General features: G+C 43.8%; 15 protein-coding genes and 1 riboswitch. Of the genes, 5 read left to right on the top strand and 10 right to left on the bottom strand.

Annotation, left to right across the window (positions count from 1 at the left end):
- Positions 1–23 precede the first annotated feature (23 nt).
- From AC6F33_RS02205 to AC6F33_RS02185, 5 genes are all read left to right on the top strand, one after another.
- Positions 24–221, top strand: coding sequence for a PLDc N-terminal domain-containing protein (locus AC6F33_RS02205; protein WP_255748307.1), 198 nt, complete (start codon positions 24–26; stop codon positions 219–221).
- A complete protein-coding gene (locus AC6F33_RS02200; protein ID WP_255748306.1) occupies positions 218–1135 on the top strand; it encodes an ABC transporter ATP-binding protein in 918 nt (305 codons plus the stop codon). The genes AC6F33_RS02205 and AC6F33_RS02200 overlap by 4 nt, the downstream gene beginning before the upstream one ends.
- Complete coding sequence (locus tag AC6F33_RS02195; RefSeq protein WP_255748305.1) at positions 1132–1896, top strand: ABC transporter permease subunit; 765 nt, start codon at positions 1132–1134, stop codon at positions 1894–1896. The genes AC6F33_RS02200 and AC6F33_RS02195 overlap by 4 nt, the downstream gene beginning before the upstream one ends.
- 127 nt (positions 1897–2023) lie before the next feature.
- Positions 2024–2470, top strand: a complete 447-nt coding sequence (locus AC6F33_RS02190; RefSeq protein ID WP_255748304.1) for a ferritin family protein — start codon at positions 2024–2026, stop codon at positions 2468–2470.
- A gap of 172 nt (positions 2471–2642) precedes the next feature.
- Positions 2643–3737, top strand: coding sequence for a metallophosphoesterase (locus tag AC6F33_RS02185; protein ID WP_255748303.1), 1095 nt, complete (start codon positions 2643–2645; stop codon positions 3735–3737).
- A gap of 1069 nt (positions 3738–4806) precedes the next feature.
- Here the strand turns inward: AC6F33_RS02185 and AC6F33_RS02180 are convergent.
- The 10 genes from AC6F33_RS02180 to AC6F33_RS02135 all read right to left on the bottom strand — a co-directional run bounded on the left by AC6F33_RS02180 (position 4807) and on the right by AC6F33_RS02135 (position 13713).
- Complete coding sequence (locus AC6F33_RS02180; RefSeq protein WP_255748302.1) at positions 4807–5199, bottom strand: PTS glucitol/sorbitol transporter subunit IIA; 393 nt, start codon at positions 5197–5199, stop codon at positions 4807–4809.
- Positions 5200–5247: 48 nt separating this feature from the next.
- Entirely contained in the window at positions 5248–6255 is a 1008-nt protein-coding gene (gene srlE / locus AC6F33_RS02175) for a PTS glucitol/sorbitol transporter subunit IIB (RefSeq protein ID WP_255748301.1), read from the bottom strand.
- Positions 6256–6268: 13 nt separating this feature from the next.
- On the bottom strand, positions 6269–6823 hold the full coding sequence (gene srlA / locus AC6F33_RS02170; protein ID WP_255748300.1) for a PTS glucitol/sorbitol transporter subunit IIC: 555 nt from the start codon (positions 6821–6823) through the stop codon (positions 6269–6271).
- Positions 6824–6828: 5 nt separating this feature from the next.
- Complete coding sequence (locus tag AC6F33_RS02165; protein ID WP_500777616.1) at positions 6829–7299, bottom strand: transcriptional regulator GutM; 471 nt, start codon at positions 7297–7299, stop codon at positions 6829–6831.
- A 14-nt stretch (positions 7300–7313) separates the two neighbouring features.
- Positions 7314–9239 carry a BglG family transcription antiterminator gene (locus tag AC6F33_RS02160; protein ID WP_255748298.1) on the bottom strand — a complete coding sequence of 642 codons (1926 nt, stop codon included), beginning with the start codon at positions 9237–9239 and terminating at the stop codon, positions 7314–7316.
- Positions 9240–9282: 43 nt separating this feature from the next.
- Entirely contained in the window at positions 9283–10089 is an 807-nt protein-coding gene (locus AC6F33_RS02155; protein WP_500777615.1) for an SDR family oxidoreductase, read from the bottom strand.
- Between the two features lie 470 nt (positions 10090–10559).
- The gene (locus AC6F33_RS02150; protein WP_255748296.1) at positions 10560–10931 is read right to left on the bottom strand and encodes a fluoride efflux transporter FluC; all 372 of its coding nucleotides are present in this window, start codon (positions 10929–10931) and stop codon (positions 10560–10562) included.
- Positions 10921–11322, bottom strand: coding sequence for a fluoride efflux transporter CrcB (crcB, locus tag AC6F33_RS02145; RefSeq protein WP_255748295.1), 402 nt, complete (start codon positions 11320–11322; stop codon positions 10921–10923). The genes AC6F33_RS02150 and crcB overlap by 11 nt, the downstream gene beginning before the upstream one ends.
- Positions 11323–11350: 28 nt before the next feature.
- Complete coding sequence (locus AC6F33_RS02140) at positions 11351–11968, bottom strand: DUF190 domain-containing protein (RefSeq protein ID WP_500777614.1); 618 nt, start codon at positions 11966–11968, stop codon at positions 11351–11353.
- Positions 11969–12049: 81 nt separating this feature from the next.
- Positions 12050–12116: riboswitch (Fluoride riboswitch) on the bottom strand.
- Positions 12117–12150: 34 nt separating this feature from the next.
- Positions 12151–13713 (bottom strand): ClC family H(+)/Cl(-) exchange transporter, encoded by a 1563-nt coding sequence (locus tag AC6F33_RS02135; protein WP_255748292.1) that lies wholly within the window; start codon positions 13711–13713, stop codon positions 12151–12153.
- Between the last annotated feature and the right edge of the window lie 598 nt (positions 13714–14311).

Genomic DNA, 14311 nt, shown 5'->3' with positions numbered 1-14311 from the left:
GCGTTACGATTGGAGTGAATGTAATGATTCAAGACTACCTGCCGTTCCTGATTCCGATTATTGCTCTCGAACTCATTCTTGCCCTCACTGCACTGATTCATATTTTCCGGCACCGATCATTCAGATTCGCAAATCGATTCATTTGGATCGCTATTGTCCTTTTTGTTCAAATCATCGGTCCAATCATCTATTTTGCAATCGGCAGAGGCGAAGATTCATGAACATCTTAGAAATGCGCCACATCAGTAAAAATTTTGGCAAGCATCTCGTCCTGAACGATCTCAACTTCACTGTTCCTGAGCACTCTATTTTCGGTCTGATCGGAAAAAACGGTGCGGGAAAAACGACGGCAATGAAGATGATCATGGGCTTCCTTAAACCAACCAGCGGAAAGATTCTTGTTTGCGGAGAGAACGTTGCCTACGGAAATACGGCAACCAACCGTTTTATCGGATACCTGCCTGATGTACCTGAGTTTTATGGATATATGACTGCTAAAGAATACTTAGTTATGTGTGGCCGGATCACCGGTCTTAAAAAGCTTCAGATCCATGAGCGTGTACAGGAGCTGCTGCCGTTGGTCGGTCTTGACGGAATCAAGCGGGAAATCCACAGCTTTTCAAGGGGCATGAAGCAGCGGCTTGGGATTGCACAAGCATTATTGAACACACCGAAATTGTTAATTTGCGACGAAGCAACATCGGCGCTCGATCCACAAGGAAGGAAAGAAATTCTTGACCTTTTGTCTGTTGCCGCCGATCAGACAACAGTCATCTTTTCAACACATATCCTATCTGACGTGGAACGTATTTGCGACTCGATCGGGCTGTTGCATGAAGGTACGCTCGCTCTGCATGGGAAGCTGTCCGAGGTTAAAAATACGTACCGGAAAGAAGCCGTACGCATTGAAACCATCGATGAAGTACAGGCCAGGCGTCTGTTTGAACACCTGCGCACGCTCTCCTTTATTCAATCTGTTGAAACCAGTCAATGTGCGGTAACGGTGCAGTTGCATGATCCACAAAAGAACGGGCTCAAAATTATTGACCTGCTCTCTGATGAGCAAATACCGATTACGAATTATCAACTTCTTGAACCGACGCTCGAAAATGTCTTCTTGGATGTGATCAAATGAATGGATTCACTGCATTTTTCAAAAAAGAACTGCTTGAAGCGATTCGAAATTACAGAGTCCTTATTTTGTTTTCAGTGACCGCTATTTTCGGTATGATGAGTCCTCTGACTGCCAAAATGATGCCCGACATTCTTGCAAATGTTGGCGTTGAGGGAATGGTTCTCAAGATTCCGGAACCCACATTCATCGATGCTTTTACTCAGTTTTTCAAAAATTTCTCGCAGATGGGCACAGTCGTATTGCTTCTTGTCTTTGGTGGTTTGCTGTCTCAAGATCTTGCCAAAGGGACATTAATCATCCCGCTGTCAAAAGGACTGTCCCGCCATGCGGTCATCCTTGCCAAATATGCTTCCGCTTTGACTTTGTGGACATTAAGCTACGCACTTGCCACTCTGATCAATTACGGCTACACGCTGTATTTTTTTCAAACCATTTCTGTCAGCCATTTGTTTTTCTCGCTTTTCTGCCTCTGGTTATTCGGTGCCTTTCTTCTCGCATTTCTCCTACTGGCAAGTGTCGTCACGCGAGGAGCATTCGGTGGACTTCTTGTAACCGCTGCCGGGCTGGGGATTCTACTCATCTGCCAAGCTATTTTCAGAATGGATCCGTTTAATCCTTTGAAGCTCGTTTCAGAAAACGTTGCCTTATTGACAGGCAAAGCAGCGTTTGATCAGTTACTCAATACCGCTTGGAGCACCTGCGCCCTGATCCTGAGTACGCTAATTCTCGCCATGATGTTGTTTAAGAAAAAAAGCATATAATTTCCGATTTATGCATTACCTTTTTTAAAGGTATTCAAAAAGAATGAGATACAACTCACCTTGGGTACTCACATAAATCTAAAATAACCATAGCCTATAACGAGAAAAAAATAGGTGGTGACTATTCGTGTTTTACGATGATCAGCAGTACCGACAGATCGGCCAAGGCAGCACCTCTTCTACATTTACTTCTGCCGTTCTCGATGCCGTGAAAGGTGAGGCAACGGCTGTCGATTTCTATGGACGTTTGGCTGAAGCAGCACCAAACGAGCAAATGAAGGCAGATATCCTTAGGATTCGTCAAGATGAACACGATCATTTTCAATTATTCAGTTGGCTTTACGTTCAGTTGACTGGCAATCAGCCGGTCTATCAAATCACGCCGGTCCAGTTTCAATCCTTTTCGGAAGGCTTGCGCATTGCTTATCGTGATGAGCTGGAAGATTACGAGACATATCGGAATCTCTATTTAACACAGTCAGACCCGACGGTTCGAAACATTTTATTACGTGCATTTTCAGATGAGATCAAACATGCAATCCGTTTTGGGTTCATGACAACCAATTTAGCTTAACCATTGCAAGTCCGTAAACCCCTGCCTTCTTCCCACGAACATGGAAAACGGCAGGGGTTCTTTACAGAACGTTTATCCATACCTCAACTCATCAATTAAGCTATAATATAAGCTATTAAGAAGAACTTTTATCCATAGAGCTGCTCGGCCATTTTGCAGAAGGAGATTTCCTATGCTTCACATTCAAAATATCACGTTCCCGGAAACCGGACGGGTCATCGTCATTTCCGACATTCACGGCGATTTGAGTCTTTTTCAGGAACTGCTTGAAAAAGTTCATTATAGTACGGAAGATACGCTGATCATCAATGGCGATTTGTGCGAACGAGGTCCTAACAGCTTGGGCGTAATCCGCTTTGCCAGAAGACTGACCGAGGAAAATACCAATGCCTATATAACCGAAGGAAACTGCGACCGGCTGATTCATCATGCCTTCGATCATGATCCGACATTCTTTGGTCATCTGGAACGAAATCCGCATTCGATCATGAATGAATGGCTGCAGGAACACGGACGGACCTATGCCGATTTTAATTCGGTCACAGAGTTGGCGAATTTTTACCATTGCAACTGTGGTGAGGAAATAGACTGGCTGTTTTCCTTGCCGACCGCTCTGGAAGCCGATCATTATTTGTTTATTCACGCGGGGATCGACGACATTAAGGATTGGCGAGAGACGAGCCACCGATCAGCCACTGCGCTCCCTCATTTCTATACACGCAAGCATCAATGCGCGAAGACTGTGGTCGTCGGACACTGGCCGGTCGTCAATTATCGCGCCGAATCCGTCACTTGCCACAATCCGATCATTGATCCCGATAAGCGGATGATTTGCATCGACGGCGGTAATCAGGTGCGTTTCGACGGACAGCTGAATGCCCTGATCATTGAACGCCATCCGCAAGGTGATCGGATCACCTACACCTATGCGGATCATTTTCATCAGACTGCAACCGTTCGAAAAGCTTATACTGCTCCGACGGATTTCATTGGCACGCTGAACTATCCGAACTATGAGATAAGACTGCTTAAACAGGGAAAATATTTCAGTCTCTGTGAAAATGTGAATCTGGGACTCAAGCAATGGCTCAAAAATGAGTTCTTGGTGAAAAAGGGAGCAGCGCTTTTCGCGGACGACGATGTCAGTGCGAGCGGATTGACGGTTGCGGAACATGATCGGGTTGCCGTCATCAACGATACATGTGCGGGCTATACGCTCGTCAAAAAAGACGGATCGGTCGGCTGGGTGCCGAAGGAATGCTTCTAAAAACTGATGTTTTCGCCTACTTTCTGATCACTTTTTTTGTGCAATCTGCAGTTAAGGTTTCGTGATCAGTACCTGCTTAATCGGCGTGTTCACAGCATCTGCCGTTCAGCGCTTGAAGTCGTCAATCGGGTTCATGAGAAGCCTATGCTGCTTGCTGCTGCCGAAATGCATTTTTCAGCACGTTAAGCTTACCTAAAAAAGCAAATAAAGAGGCTGTCCCAAAAGATGGCTTAAATGAAAAGAGGATGTCTCAAAAGTCGATTTTTTGACTATGAGACATCCTCTTTAATTTTTATCAACCTTTTATTTATGCATTGAGCTGACAGGTTCGTGCATTGACACTTGATTTTCATGCATTGAAGTTCAGTTTTCATGCATGAACTCGGCTCGAGCTCTTATTTATGCATTGAGTTGGTGGATTTGTGCATTGACTCTTGATTTTCATGCATTGGACCCTACTTTTCGTGCATTGAAGTTCAGGTTTCATGCATGAACTCGGCCCGGGCTCTTATTTATGCATTGAGCTGGCGGGTTCATGCATTGGCGCTGAATTTTCATGCATTGAACCCTACTTTTCGTGCATTGAAGTTCAGTTTTCGTGCATGAACTCGGCTCGAGCCCTTATTTATGCATTGAGCTGGCGGGTTCATGCATTGGCGCTGAATTTTCATGCATTGAACCCTACTTTTCATGCATTGAAGTTCAGTTTTCGTGCATGAACTCGGCTCGAACTCTTATTTATGCATTGAGCTGGCGGATTTGTGCATTGGCGCTTGATTTTCGTGCATTGGACCCTACTTTTCATGCATTGAAGTTCAGTTTTCATGCATGAACTCGGCTCGAGCCCTTATTTATGCATTGGCGCTTGATTTTCGTGCATTGAACCCTACTTTTCATGCATTGAAGTTCAGTTTTCGTGCATGAACTCGGCTCGAGCTCTTATTTATGCATTGGGCTGGCGGATTCGTGCATTGACACTTGATTTTCATGCATTGATCCCTACTTTTCGTGCATTGAAGTTCAGTTTTCGTGCATGAACTCGGCTCGGGCGACCCTCTCTTTTCATCAGTTACCCAACAATGGCAATTTGCGTTCCAATGCCAATGTCTGGGATCGGTTTGCTTTCAAGGTATAGTGTGCCCGCCAGATCCGCCTTCGTGCTGCCGTCAAATCTCATTGTGATATGACCGAGATCCGCAAGATTTTTCTGAACGAGGCGGCCGACTGCCGTAATTTTGAATTTGCTGTCATCTATAGATAAATATTGACCTGTTTGAATTTTGTCATGTACCGACTCTACATCGATGCCGAAGCAATAGTCCTTTAATCCTTCAGGTGCCTCGTTGCCAAACAAAATAAGCATTCTTTCTTGAAGAAACTCTTTTGCCAGTTTGCCGATACTTTTAATCTCTGTTTTATAGATCTCTGTGCGATCCTCTGATTTTCTTTTCATACCGAACATTTTTCACCCTCCTTTAATACTTAAACACAATGCACGAATACCTTTTTTTTAGACATAAAGTCCGAAACTGCACAACCAAGCAAGAACAACGCGCGGCACACCGGTTAGGAAGCGTGAATAGAGTACTGCCGGAACGCCAACCTCTACTGTTTCCGGTTTCGCTTCAGCAAGACCTAATCCGACCGGAACAAAGTCACAAGCATTTTGTGTATTAATCGCAAAAAGTGCCGGCAATGCTAATTGCGGTGGAATATTTCCTTTGCCAATTTCCACACCGATTAATGTTCCGATAACTTGCCCGATGACTCCGCCGGGGCCAAGCAACGGTGAAAGGAATGGGAGCGAGCAAATGAATCCAATCAGCATCAAGCCCCATATGTTGCCTGCAAGCGGAGACATCACTTTGCCAAACCAATTTCCGATCCCGGAACCCTGAATGATTCCAATGATCATCGCTACAAACGCCATAAAAGGGAGGATTGTGTTAATCATGGTCTGAACGGCGTCACGACCTGCCTGGTAGAGCGTGCTGACTACTCTTCCTGCACCAAGTCCGATTTTCGTAAACAAATCTTGGTGTTCGCTCGCTGCTAAAGTCTCGGAAATTTTCTTATCTGAACTGTATTTATAGGTTTTCTGCGTATCTGATGGTGACGCTTCACTTGCTTCTGAAGAATCGACTGCACCTTCCCATGCAGAAATTTGATCAACACCAACATTGGACACATAGATATGCTCATTAATATATTGAGCTAACGGACCGCTTTTACCGGTTGGCATGACATTTATCGTCGGGATTCCTTTTTTCGGATAAATCCCGCATCGAAGCGTTCCGCCGCAATCAACAATGACGACGGCAGCCTCTTCGTCAGGTACACTGGTTTTAAACCCATTAACAGGAACCCCACCGGTAATTTCAGCAAGCTTATCAACAATCGCGGGTTTATTGCCGCCCCCGACAATATAGACAATTTTATCTTTTCCTTCGGTCGGTGTAATCGTTAGCGGTCCGCCATATCCGCCGCTACCTTTGACAACTCGAGCTGATTTGAACATGCTGTTCACCCTCTCAACTATTTTTTAGATCTGCTGTTTTACTTAATGTCACATTTTGCTGTTTCGATACCCAGCCTGTCATGAAATCGGTAATCCATCCGCAGAAGAAATTGGCGACGAGTCCGACAAGCAAGTATCGGATTGCAAGAGGAGTAGTGTCCAATCCCAGTTGCTGAACTCCTTGGGCGATACCAAGCCAGATAAAGAGTTCGGCCGCATTAATATGCGGAAATACACCGTTGCTTGTATGGCAGAAATAAGCTGCGGATGCAAAGTAACTTGGCTTGTAGTATTCAGGCATAAACCGTCCGAGCGAATGCACCATTGGATTGGCCAGCATAAATGCGCCGAGAAAAGGCAGAACCATGTACCGAAGGAGCGGATTGCTTGCGGATTTGGCCGCCAGCTTGTTAATTCGATCAGCACCAATTAAACCGATTAAAGCGTTCATCGCAACCAATAGCATGAGTACAAGCGGTACGATGCTCGTCATCCACGAAATAAACGTCTTGCCGCCCATTTGAAAAAGATAGATAAATCCCTTTGCAGCACCTACTAACAGATCCATTTTACTCACCCCTGATTATTTGATTTTCGTACTTTCTGAAATAAGCTCTTAATCATTAATGATGCGCCTGCCACTGGAGTTCTCGGAGACTCTTTGATTACCCCGCCATTTGCGACAACCGTGTAATTATGCACACTATCAGCAATAGCTTTCTGGAGCAATTTGTTGCACCGCTTTATTTTCATATCAGGCAATCGCTGAATATTCTCATGAAGAAACTCATTCATTTCATGAAAGCGGGCTAGTATAGTAACTCCCTGCATCTTCCGCGCATCTACTATGTTGCCGTCAGGCTCAACGGTGAAAAAGACAATCGTTCCGGACTTGAAATGTCCCTTTTTTCGTCCAATTGCTACCTTCCCTTTTCGGCGCATCTCCACAAATACATTAGAAAAATGCTTGATTTGAAAGTAACCGAGGAAAATTTGCAATAGGAAGGCCCCACCGATAAAAATCATCAAAGTAAAGTAAAACATAGGGCTTCACTCCCTCAATATGGTTGATGTTGCTGCTGTAGACTTTTTTTAATCAGTCTTCTGATCTCTGAGCATGTTGTCTCTTCAGAAGCTTTATCGAGCAAGTTTTGATTTTTCGCAAGCGCTATCATTTCTTCGTACAACTGAACGAGTAAGGTTTCATTGTGCCGGCTTTCCGGTATACCTAAAAGAAAAATCATACGAATCTCATTTTCTCCGATTTTTTGTTTGGTCGGATAGATGCCTACGGAAAGCACGATCTCCGCACTTCCCAGATTAATCGTATGAGGGAAGGCAATGCCTTGGTCAAAAATGGATGCTCTCATTTTCTCTCTTTTCAAGAGCCGCGCCTTGAATCCAGAATCAACGAGTTGCTTTTTCATTAGGTGGTTAATCATAAATACCAGATTCTCGCTATAGGATTTCTGATCGGACAGAACATAGAATTGATCGTCATTCAGTAAACGATTGATGATCGATGTTGTGGTTTGATTACCCTTGATCTGCAATTTGTCCAGCGCACAGCGTTTCTTAATTTCTTGCGCAAGTTCCCGCTCATCAAAGATATCGTTTACTTCAATAACCGGTGTCTGCACCGTACTTGGCAAAGGGACTGTGGAAAAGATCATATCAAAGTGTTCGAGCAAGTCCTTGGTGACTGCTATAGACGAAAAGAGTTCTTTTTCCACATGGTCAGGCAAGATTTTGTTCAACTGCATCGCTATGATGCGTGCTGATCCTCTTCCCGTATCGCAGACAATCGCAACACGCTTAAGCCTGCGTAGATGCTCCTGATTCTCTGTGATTACAATGCCGAAATAATAGGCAAGATAACTGAGTTCCTCATCCGTCACTTGAATCTGATAACGTTCATCAATTACTTCATGGGCAATGGCGGCAATCTCACAAGCAAGCGGATATTTCTCATGAACCTCATTCATCAGAGAGTTCCGGATGCTCACACCGAAAACTAATCGATTCAGCATGAACATAAGATGATAGCCTAGCTCTTTGGTGATCTTATTAAAGCTGACTTCCATATTCAGTTGTTCTTTTACGCGCTGCTCAATATCTTTGATAAGCTGCAAAATTGATTCAGGCAATGGAGCCGCCGTGGCCGTCGGAAGATGTACCGGCGAACGCCTGCCCAATACCGGAATCGTTAGAAAAGCCCGTTCCGCGGCGGAAAGACTGCCGGAGCGTTTCTCCAGCTGATCTGCCAGCGTATTTACTCTTTCATATTCTTTTGTTTTCACAATGTAGGATTGATCAAAATCATCACTGTTCTGTATCAACGGATTCTGAGCCGAGCGCCGGAGGACAATACTGACATACCGGGCAAATTCACGTTCCGTTGTTTCCGCAAGCGAAAACGTGACGGCGAATTGGCGAACCAAATCATGCATTTTATTGTCCAATGGCTGATCGAGTACATGATCATTGTTTTGCAAAATATAGAGCCGCTTATGCCACTCTGATCCCTGCAATTGGATGCCTTGATTAGGTTTTCCCTTAATTACTAATTCATAGGAATCAAGAGTCACACGCAATCGTGTCAAATCATTGACCAATGTTGAACGGCTGACGCTTAATTGTTCAGATAGATCATCCATCGTTATCGGAACACTAGCTGCCAGCAGCTGTGCGATTAAACGTTTCGCTCTATTTTCAGGCGAGTCCGATGTTTTTTGATCTTTAGTTAATGCTTCTGCAATGCTCCGGTAAGCCTGATCGCGGTAGACATGTATCGCATACTGTCCTTTATTTAATTGGATTTCGGCTGTCTTGCCGAATTCGTGATTGAGCGCTGTTACATCATTTCGTATTGTTCGTTCCGTCACAAACAGTTCTTTAGTCAAATCTTCTATCGACACAAATTCTTTTTTTCGGAGTTCACCCACAATAATTGAGAGACGATCAGTTTGCGTATATCTGCTCATTTTATTCCCCTCTTATTGCCGAACTCGGAGAGGCGGGCGATGATCAGCCTCTCGATTTTCCGCCTGTAATATTAATCGTCGTTCCAGTAATATAATCGGCGCGGTCAGACAGCAGATAAGTGACCAAATTACCGATATCGTCCAGTCGACCCGGTCTGCCTAGAGGAATGGCTTTCGCATAATCCGTTACCAACTGATCAACCGTAATGTTTCTTGTATAGGCAAGCGCTTCATTGTAAGCGTCTGTTGTTAGTCCTGTTTTTTCATTAATTCCGGGTGCCACTGCTACGACACGGATATGATGGCTGCCAAGCTCTTTTGCCCATGAACGCGTAAATCCATTAACTGCCGCTTTTGTTGCAGAATAACAGCTTTGACCATTTGATCCTTCCATGCCGGCTTCAGAAGACGTATTCACCACGACACCGGAGCCTTTCTTTAGAAATTCTCGAACAACGGCCTGAGTCATGAAGAATACACCTTTTTGATTCACGCCGATCATGAGGTCAAATGCTTTTTCATCCAGCTCATATTCCGGCTTTTCACCTTTAAAATCGACCAGCAATCTTGGAAGATTGATCCCCGCATTATTGACAAGTCCGTCAACAGTTCCAAATTTAGCGACTACATGATCAACCAAGTGCTCAACACTTGCCTTTTTTGTAACATCGAGCTGAACATAGTAAATTCCTTCTTCATCCTGCGAACCAGTCTCCGCATTCAGATCACCTACAACAACCTGGGCGCCTGTATCCTTAAGTGTACGCGCAATATGTTTGCCAATTCCGGATGCGCCGCCTGTCACAATGATTACCTTGTTTTTTAATCCAAGCCATGAAGAATTAACCATTTTCAATCTCTCCTCTATTTTAAAACTTTTTTGAATCTTCATATCAGTCATTTTTAACAAATTGACTAACATGATCTTGATTCATGCTTATCTCTTTACGGTTTAATTATAATAGCGCTTACATAAATAATTAATACGGACTTTTTCTCATGTCTTGGAAATGAATTGTATGAATACGTGTCACGAAAATTCTGCTGGATCTCAAGCTGCAAATGAATGAAGACCGTTCGTTATTAAGAAGCAATCACACTGATTAGCAAATTTGAAATCGCTTTTATTATGATTTTTTCCTAACCTTCTCGGAATGGCCGATTTACAAGGGAAAGCAGTCAATTATCATCAACAGCACCTGTGGCAACGATCTATTCGTCTAAAGAAGGCGGACCTGCTAATTGCCCGGAGACTGTCACGAACGCTGAACGTTCAAGTGCCGAAGAAGCTTTCTTAACTTCTCCGGCACTATCTTTCAATTATCCTCCTTGCACAACATTTCCAATCAGAATACCCGCATAAACCGCACATAGGCCAAACACGTAGGAGCAACCTGCATAACAAAAGAGCGACCAATAATGTTTCCGTCTGCTCAACTCAACATTTTCCACATTAAAGGTAGAAAATGTTGTATAGGCACCCATAAATCCCGTACCGAGAAGCAGCGAAAGCGTCGGACTTACACCAACTCCGTTGAGCAAACCCAACGCAAACGCACCGCTCAAGTTAACAATGAATGTTGCCAATGGAAACACACGCGTCCATCTACGCTTTATTTCATTGGAAAGCATCACTCGAGCAAGAACGCCAAATGAAGCGCCTAGCGCAACCATTAAATAATTAATCAGCATGTTGGAGCACGCCCTTTCTTCCACGAATCAGAAGCCACTTACTAAATCGGTAACCGAGCCCGCATGCCATAAATCCGCCCAATCCGCTCATCAAAAGATATAGGAAGGCAGCGAATAGTTGTCCGGTTTGAATTAAGTGCATCGACTCAAGTGAAAACGTTGAAAAGGTGGTGAAGGAACCGACGAATCCAGTTCCAATCGCTGTTACCAATCGGCTTGACAGTTTCGGGATGCGTGACAAAAACTGAGTGATGAATGCAAGTAAAAAACAGCCAAGGACATTGATCAAGAGCGTTGCCAATGGAAACGCCGTGTCGTGAATCACAAGACTAATTGAATAGCGAGAAATCGCCCCAAGTATGCCGAAGATCACAAGAAATACATAATACACCTAAAAATCCTCCCCATTTTAATCATTTCTATTTATTTTCAATTAAGTGAACCGGCGTTGTAAAAATGGTTCCTTCTTCAACAATTGTTTTTAACTCGGCAAGCAATTGATTCAAGTAGTCACCCTTAACAACGCATTCAATCACAACCGGTATTTTGCCGCCCAACGAAAACATTTTCTGAGTATGAATCACTCGATTCCTGCCATAGCCGGCAATTCCTTTGGTCATGGATGTCCATATCGCGTTCTTTTCTTGAAAGAAAAGCAACACTTTTTCGTATTCTTCCTTTTTGAACCATGTATTATCTTCTTTCGTATACACCTTCACTGTATAATAGCGATGTTCATTCATCTTATCACCCTCCAATCCGTTTGTGACGCAAATTTGCCCATGCTTCAGCCGTTCTTTTAATTGCGGCAATATCGATGTAATCAACGTTTCATCCGCTACTGTCTCAATAATAAGTGCCAAATCATTATATAATTGGTCCTCCAGAACACTGACGTGCCGTAGACCCCTTTCATCAAGGCTCATCTCACTTTGTCGAATGGTCAGCCCGGGGAACCCCTTTTCCCATAGGAAACGAAGCAGCCATTGTTTCACTCCCATCTCTTCACTAACAACTATTCTCAGCAACTGTTCCATCTTTTATCGCCTCTATTTTTAACTTGTTTAAATGGTAACAATTAAAAAACGCCTGCCTCAATGACTCCCCATCTTACGGGGAATGAGACAGACGTTATCAGCTGCAAATGTACAGCGGTTAATGGCGAACATCATCACCGATTAAATTATTGCCTTAATTGTAGCACAAATTATGAACTGAATCATGTACCCATTGTGTTCATTTCGTGCAACATCCGCTTAACCTTGCTGCGCTCATTGCGATCTGTCAACAGAATCAGCGTATCCCCTGAATGAATCAACGTATCTCCATGAGGAATCACTTCGCGCTCACCACGACGAATACCAATGAGCAAGACGTCATTTGGCCAATGGATATCACGAATGAGCTTTTTTTCCAATTGGCTGCCGGCAAACACCGGAAACTCCAATCGGTCATTTTTACCGCTCAGCTGATTTAACTTTTTCCCCAGATTCAACCGCTCTAGAAGTGATTCATAGATTGGCGCGCCGCCAAGTACATCGACAATAACATAGGCAACAAATGAGGTTACTGCAAGCGGCATCAAGTGTTCAAGATTTCCCACCATTTCAGTTATTAAAATAATTGCCGTAAAGGGTGCTTTGCCAATCCCCGCAAAATAACCGGCCATGGCAAAAATGACACAGTTCATAATATAAATCTTCGGCATCAATCCGAGCTGCGCCATTAATGTACCATAGACAACCCCAATCAGCGCACCAAGAGTCAAAATAGGCAAGAAAATACCACCGGGAAGGCCCGATCCGTAGGAAACCATCGAAAAGATAAAACGAAGTGCAAACAATGAGAAAAGAATCCAAACAACCGATGGAAGGTTACGAACATCTAAAATCAACTGATTTCCCCCGCCAAGGGTTTGCGGCAAAAAAATTCCAATTGGTATCACAAGCAGCATGGGAATGATTCCGTGAAAATGACGGGGCAGTTTTGGTGCAACTGCCGCATAGGCACGAGGCATAAAAAGCAATACCTTTTGATAAACAAAACCAAGCACGCCCAGCACAACGCCCAGTAAAATAAGGTGCCCATACAAATAAAGTGGGAAACTTGCCTGATAGTGGAGTTGAAGCACCGGAACAAGTCCAAAAAAGTTTGACGAGATAAAATCCGCGCCAATGGCCCCCGCCAAAGACGTCATCCACACAAGGGGAGAAAAATTGTGATAGACCTCTTCCAATACAAACAACGTTCCGGCCATCGGCGCATTAAAAGCTGCGGATAAACCAGCCGCAGAACCGCACGCAATAAAAACCCGCCGCGACGATTCAATTGAGTTTATTCGTTCCGCCACGCCCTGACCAATCGCGGCACCTAATTGAATAGAAGGACCTTCCCGACCCAGAAATAACCCTGAACCAATGCCAAGTATCCCGGTAATCCATTTTCTCCATAAAATCTGCCACCAATTCATTTTTATATCACCGGCAAGCTGCCCTTCTACCTGAGGAATCCCTGAACCCATAATATTGGGTTCAGAACGAACGAACATGCCAATAATTAACGCGAGGATACCATTAATGAGAATAAAGACAGCAATTAACCAAAGATGTGTCGGCACCATCCGATAGAGATATTGCCAAAAATGTAAGGATAATTCAATGAACAAGCGGAATAAACTGACCGCTCCGCCTGCCAGCAAACCGACAAGCAGTCCTTCCATAATGAATAACAGTCGAGTCGCATCAGAATTTCCTCGAATTTTTCTTTCGTTCAATGGTTTCATTTCATCACTTCCCTTCAATTACTTGTAGCATTAGTTCAATTTCATTACTTCATTATAATTCTTCACCTGCCTTGTGACAGAAAAAATTTATCAGCATTTAATCCACAAAAAGATCAGGTGATGGTACCTTGCTTAAAAGAAAGTTTAGCGCTCATCGCCGCTATCTATCACACGGCAGATAAGCAATCGTCGGTTTCACATTCTGCCGGCACTGTTTTTTAACTCTGATCAGCGCCGTCGAGTCCTTCCCTTCTTTTTGCGTGTTGCCAGATGTTCTTCGTGTTGAAACAGCATGTGAAGCCCCTAAGTATTTGTTAAAGAGATAATCCCTTTTTCAATTGTTTCATCTTTATGACCTTGAGCGTCCGCGGCCAGTACGTCTTCCTATTTGGACTTTTCAGTTCACAACGTGCCTGTGAAACAGATATTTTGTTGGGCATAGATTACCTCTCTCAAATAAAATTGATTGCGATTATATTAACGTAAACCACACCACAAAATACAATAGATCGAGTAATCAAAACCACCCTTAAATAAACTGCCCCCCTTAAGTTGAACTTTCATTTGTCCAACTTAAGGGGGGCAGTTCAGGTTTTAT

It is taken from the genome of Sporolactobacillus sp. BBK16-2 (genome assembly GCF_059878335.1).
This window is presented reverse-complemented; position numbering and strand designations above follow the sequence as displayed.

Bases quoted from the DNA above. Each gene is read 5' to 3' on its own strand.
- AC6F33_RS02180 (WP_255748302.1), bottom strand. From the start codon at position 5,199: ATGTTCGGTATGAAAAGAAAATCAGAGGATCGCACAGAGATCTATAAA.
- AC6F33_RS02155 (WP_500777615.1), bottom strand. From the start codon at position 10,089: ATGGTTAATTCTTCATGGCTTGGATTAAAAAACAAGGTAATCATTGTG.
- srlA (WP_255748300.1), bottom strand. From the start codon at position 6,823: ATGGATCTGTTAGTAGGTGCTGCAAAGGGATTTATCTATCTTTTTCAA.
- AC6F33_RS02165 (WP_500777616.1), bottom strand. From the start codon at position 7,299: ATGTTTTACTTTACTTTGATGATTTTTATCGGTGGGGCCTTCCTATTG.
- AC6F33_RS02150 (WP_255748296.1), bottom strand. From the start codon at position 10,931: ATGCTGATTAATTATTTAATGGTTGCGCTAGGCGCTTCATTTGGCGTT.
- AC6F33_RS02135 (WP_255748292.1), bottom strand. From the start codon at position 13,713: ATGAAACCATTGAACGAAAGAAAAATTCGAGGAAATTCTGATGCGACT.
- AC6F33_RS02185 (WP_255748303.1), top strand. From the start codon at position 2,643: ATGCTTCACATTCAAAATATCACGTTCCCGGAAACCGGACGGGTCATC.
- AC6F33_RS02195 (WP_255748305.1), top strand. From the start codon at position 1,132: ATGAATGGATTCACTGCATTTTTCAAAAAAGAACTGCTTGAAGCGATT.
- srlE (WP_255748301.1), bottom strand. From the start codon at position 6,255: ATGTTCAAATCAGCTCGAGTTGTCAAAGGTAGCGGCGGATATGGCGGA.
- AC6F33_RS02140 (WP_500777614.1), bottom strand. From the start codon at position 11,968: ATGGAACAGTTGCTGAGAATAGTTGTTAGTGAAGAGATGGGAGTGAAA.
- AC6F33_RS02160 (WP_255748298.1), bottom strand. From the start codon at position 9,239: ATGAGCAGATATACGCAAACTGATCGTCTCTCAATTATTGTGGGTGAA.
- AC6F33_RS02205 (WP_255748307.1), top strand. From the start codon at position 24: ATGATTCAAGACTACCTGCCGTTCCTGATTCCGATTATTGCTCTCGAA.
- AC6F33_RS02200 (WP_255748306.1), top strand. From the start codon at position 218: ATGAACATCTTAGAAATGCGCCACATCAGTAAAAATTTTGGCAAGCAT.